The sequence below is a fragment of the Mesorhizobium sp. M7D.F.Ca.US.004.03.1.1 genome (assembly GCF_003998635.1).
Lineage (GTDB): Bacteria > Pseudomonadota > Alphaproteobacteria > Rhizobiales > Rhizobiaceae > Mesorhizobium > Mesorhizobium loti.
Window position 1 is genome coordinate 1 of record NZ_RZQG01000500.1, and the last position, 4,460, is coordinate 4,460.

At 64.3% G+C, this 4,460-nt stretch carries 6 protein-coding genes; 4 read left to right on the plus strand and 2 right to left on the minus strand.

The window, feature by feature from the left end:
* Positions 1-542 (minus strand): hypothetical protein (locus tag EN935_RS23855; RefSeq protein ID WP_127373664.1); only part of this gene is annotated, 542 nt, incomplete at its 3' end.
* 192 nt (positions 543-734) lie between these two features.
* Here EN935_RS23855 and ftsE point away from each other — a divergent pair.
* From ftsE to EN935_RS23870, 3 genes are all read left to right on the plus strand, one after another.
* Entirely contained in the window at positions 735-1,394 is a 660-nt protein-coding gene (gene ftsE, locus EN935_RS23860; RefSeq protein WP_010911739.1) for a cell division ATP-binding protein FtsE, read from the plus strand.
* The gene (locus tag EN935_RS23865) at positions 1,387-2,382 is read left to right on the plus strand and encodes an ABC transporter permease (RefSeq protein ID WP_126070678.1); all 996 of its coding nucleotides are present in this window, start codon (positions 1,387-1,389) and stop codon (positions 2,380-2,382) included. Before ftsE ends, EN935_RS23865 begins: the two co-directional genes overlap by 8 nt.
* 133 nt (positions 2,383-2,515) lie before the next feature.
* Positions 2,516-3,241, plus strand: coding sequence for a YdcF family protein (locus EN935_RS23870; RefSeq protein WP_109671635.1), 726 nt, complete (start codon positions 2,516-2,518; stop codon positions 3,239-3,241).
* Here the strand turns inward: EN935_RS23870 and EN935_RS23875 are convergent, their stop codons facing one another.
* Entirely contained in the window at positions 3,242-3,874 is a 633-nt protein-coding gene (locus EN935_RS23875) for a pyridoxamine 5'-phosphate oxidase family protein (protein WP_109671634.1), read from the minus strand. It lies immediately after the preceding gene.
* Positions 3,875-4,065: 191 nt separating this feature from the next.
* Here EN935_RS23875 and EN935_RS23880 point away from each other — a divergent pair.
* A partial coding sequence (locus EN935_RS23880) for a LysR family transcriptional regulator (protein WP_164771295.1) occupies positions 4,066-4,460 on the plus strand: 395 nt, incomplete at its 3' end.

Sequence of the window (4,460 nt, forward strand, 5' to 3'; positions counted from 1 at the left end):
GTCCCCAACGTATAGCGGGTTGTGCGCCCGTCATTGCCAGTCACCCGGATTTCGAGCGGCGGCAACTGCGCCGGTTTCGCACCGTCATTGACGGCCTCACCATCGACGAATAGCGCGGGGTTCGGCCCGGAGGCGTCGACGCGTGATGTGACGCCCGAAATGCTGAGCGCCGAGGCCTGCGCACCGGACAGGAACGGCGCCTGGCGCATCAACGCATGCCCGCCGGAGACCCAGAAGGCGGCCAGCGCGGCGCCGATGCCCGCGATCCAGAAGATCGGCCCGCCTCGCGAGGCCGGCGGCCGTTCCGCCGGGGCCTCGGGCTTGCGCAGCATATCCATGCCCTCGATGGGCGGTGTGACGATCGCGCGCGGCAGCGGTGAAACGCTTTCCACGGCAGGGACAAGACGTGGCATCACCACGTAGTCGGCATCGACGATGTCGACAGCCGAACCACGCATGAACCGGTCCGTAGCGGCAATTGCCGCCGGATCGGTCATGATTTCGCCGGAAACCGGGCGCGCGGTTCGATCGTCAGGCATCATGGCCCCAGCATTGCAGCACGTGTTCGCTTTTCGTTTCTTTTGCGTAAACATAAATGGTTAACGCTTCCCCACTGGAGCCCTCGTGACGAGCCGAAAGAGCCTAGGAATTAACCGCCGGTTAACCATGCCGGCCGATGGTCTTTACCCAGAACAGGCCGGCTCGCCGCCGTGCCGAATTTCAGGTCGCCGAAATTGATTCGTTTCGAAAATGTCGGCCTCCGCTATGGCATGGGTCCGGAAATCCTCCGCGACATCTCCCTGCACATTCCGGAGCGCTCCTTCCAGTTCCTCAGCGGGCCTTCGGGCGCCGGCAAGACGACCTTGCTGCGCCTGCTGTTCATGTCGCTGAAGCCAACGCGCGGGCTGATCACCATCTTCGGCAAGGATCGCTCACGCATCTCGCGTACCGAACTGCCGCATCTGCGGCGCCGCATCGGCGTGGTGTTCCAGGACTTTCGCCTGCTCGACCACATGACCACCTACGAGAACGTCGCGCTGCCTTTGCGCGTACGCGGGCGCGAGGAGGCGAGCTACCGCACCGATGTCACCGAGCTGTTGAAGTGGGTCGGGCTGGGCGAACGCATGCATGTGCTGCCGCCAGTTCTGTCCGGCGGCGAGAAGCAGCGCGCGGCGATCGCGCGTGCGCTGATCGAGCAGCCGGAAATCCTGCTCGCCGACGAGCCGACCGGCAATGTCGATCCGCCGCTGGCGCGACGCCTGCTGCGGCTGTTCATCGAGCTCAACCGTCTGGGCACCGCCGTGGTCATCGCCACCCACGACCTCGGCCTGATGGAACAGGTCGACGCGCGCCGCATGATCCTGGCCGGCGGAAGGCTGGACATCTATGACTGAGCTGTCCGCCGACCATCTTGTGGAACGAGAGCAGGACGCCGAGGCGAGCGAGGCAAAGCCGCGCGCCCAGCGCAGGATGGCGCCGATCGTGCCGGCGCAGAACATCGCGGGCCGGGCGCTGGTGCTGGTCATCGCCATCATGACCTTCCTGTCCTGCCTGACCTTCGGCGCGGTGACGCTGGTGCGCGACACCGCGTCTGTCTGGGAGAACCAGATCTCGCGCGAGGCGACGATCCAGGTCAAGCCGGTCGACGGCCTGGACATGGAGGCAGCCCTTGCCCAGGCCTCGCAGATCGCCGGCGAGTTTCCCGGCGTCAAAGCAACCAAGATCATCGATCGCGAGGCAACCGCGAGGCTGCTGGAGCCATGGCTGGGTTCAGGCCTCAACATCGACGAGCTACCGGTGCCGCGCCTGATCATCGTCACCATCGACGAGAACAGCCCGCCCGATTTCGCCGCCATGCGCGCCGCGATCACACCGAAACTGCCGAGCGCATCGCTCGACGATCACCGCACCTGGGTCGACCGGCTGGTCGCCATGGCCCGCACCACGGTGACCATCGGCATCGCCGTGCTGGCGCTGATGCTGTCGGCGACGGTGCTGACCGTGGTGTTCGCAACGCGCGGCGCCATGGCCGGCAACGGCCACATCATCGAGGTGCTGCATTTCGTCGGCGCCGAGGCACAATTCATCGCACGCGAATTCCGCCGTCATTTCCTGGTCACCGGCATGAAGGGCGCGGCGGCCGGCGGGGCGGCGGCAGTGCTCGTCTTCATCGTCTTTTCCTGGTGGTCGTCGCGCAACATGGCGACACCGCAGGCCGACCAGGCAACCGCCCTATTCGGCAATTTCGCCATCGGTTCGGCAGGCTATCTCGGTGTCGTCTTGATGGTGCTGGTGATCGGCGGGCTCACGGCTGCGACGTCCCACGCCACCGTCGTTGCCTATCTCAGCGACATCGATGTCCGCCAACCGGATGCAGGGTGATCCATGTCGCCCAAAAGTGGGAACCGGTTTTGGGACAACGGCATGGATAAGACAGGGTGATCACGGATGGAGAATTCACGTAACGCAAAGTGCGTCTTTTACCTACCCAAGGGCGCATTTCAGGACTAACCATATGGCTATGGACGCGCGGGAATCGACCGGTACGGCTGGGCAGATGCCAGTGGTGGTTGCCCGTTCGCATGACCGTAGCACGGTGAGCCGTCTAAGGGCCGCGTTGCGCCTATCCGCTCTCTCTGTGCTCATCCTCGCAACTTTGTTTGCCGGCGGCTTCGGCTGGTTCGCCAACAAGGTCAGTCACCTGACAACGCCCGCCAACCCGGCCAAGGCAGACGCGATCATCGTGCTGACCGGCGGCCAGTCCCGCCTTGATGCCGCGATGGATCTGCTGGCGTCCGGCAAGGGCGAGCGGCTGCTGATCAGCGGTGTGCATCCTTCCGCCAGCCGTCGCCAGTTGCAGGCGGCGACCGGTGGTGACGTCAGGCTGTTCTCCTGCTGTGTCGACATCGACCGCGCTGCGCTCGACACGATCGGCAATGCCGAGGAAAGCGCCAAATGGGTCGAGAGCCATGCCTATGGCACGGTGATCCTCGTCACCAACAATTATCATATGCCGCGCAGCCTGCTTGAGATGGGCCGGCTGCTGCACGGCGCCAAGCTCGAGCCCTATCCGGTGGTCAATTCCAACCTCGACAATGGCGGCTGGCTGACCAAGCCGCGGGCCTTGCGGGTGCTGTTCACCGAATACAACAAATATTTGCTGGCGCTGGCGCGCGGCATCGTGCCGGTCAAGCCGACGCCCAACGGCATCGCGCTGGCCGAAACCGCGGCCGGCGGCTGATCATTCCCCTGCGGCGGCGCCTGAATTCCCCTTGAGACGTGCGATCTCCTGTTCAAGTCGCTCGATGCGCTTGTCCCTCTCGCCGAGTGCGGCCGCCACGTCGGCTGCCTCGAACCGTTGCGGGATATGTTGCGGGCAATTGGCGTCCCAGGTCGAGACCGTGAACAGGATGACCTGCTCGGGGCGCGCCTTGTAATCCTGCGGCATCAGCTTCGCCATCAGTTCGGCATCGTTCTCGACGACGCGCGCAGTACCCCAGAGCTTGATGCGCTGGCGGTGCATGTAGTCGATCAGGAACAGGAAGGCCTGCGGATTGTCGGCCAGATTGCCCTGCGTGATGAACTGCCGGTTGCCGGCAAAATCCGCGAAGCCGATCGTGTGTTCATCCAGCACCTTGAGGAAGCCGGCAGGCCCGCCGCGATGCTGGATATAGGGCTGGCCATCGCCATTGGCCGTCGACAGGAAGACGCTGGTCTGCATCTCGATGAAGGCGGCAAGGTCAGGGGTGATGACAGCTTGCCAGCCGCCACGCTCCTCGACTCGGGCATAGGATTGGCGTGAGCCCTTGCGGGCCTGGATCGCCTTGACCGTCGGCGTGAAGGCGACGTCGCTGGTGAAAGCATGCGCGTTCATCGAAACCTCCTTGCCCGGAACGGGAATTCATCCAAAGCCCGAGTTCCTACAATGTTGGGTGATCGTCCGGCCGCTGGCCGAGCAGACGATCAGCCCGTGCAGGCAGGCCGACACATCGAATATAGAGCCTTCCATCAATGAAATGCAGATGGCATATTCGTAACCTGTCCTCCCATTTTTCGGAAGAAGCTATGGATCGTCTCGAAGCCATGTCGCTCTTTGTCGCCGCGGTGGAGGCCGGCAGCCTTTCCGAGGCCAGCCGCCGTTTCGGCATTCCGCTGGCGACGGTCAGCCGCAAGATTTCCGATCTTGAGCGCCACCTGAACACACGCCTCCTGAACCGCTCGACGCGCAGGCTTACGCCGACCGATGCCGGCCAGGCCTATCTTGCCGCCTGCCGCCGCATCCTCGACGAGGTCGGTGAGGCCGAACGCACGGCAGCCGGCGAATACAGCGCGCCGACCGGCGAACTGGCCATCACCGCGCCGGTCGTCTTTGGCCGCCTGCATGTGCTGCCGGTCGTCACCGGTTTCCTCGCCGCCTATCCCGACGTGGACATCCGCCTGACGCTGGCAGACCGCATAAC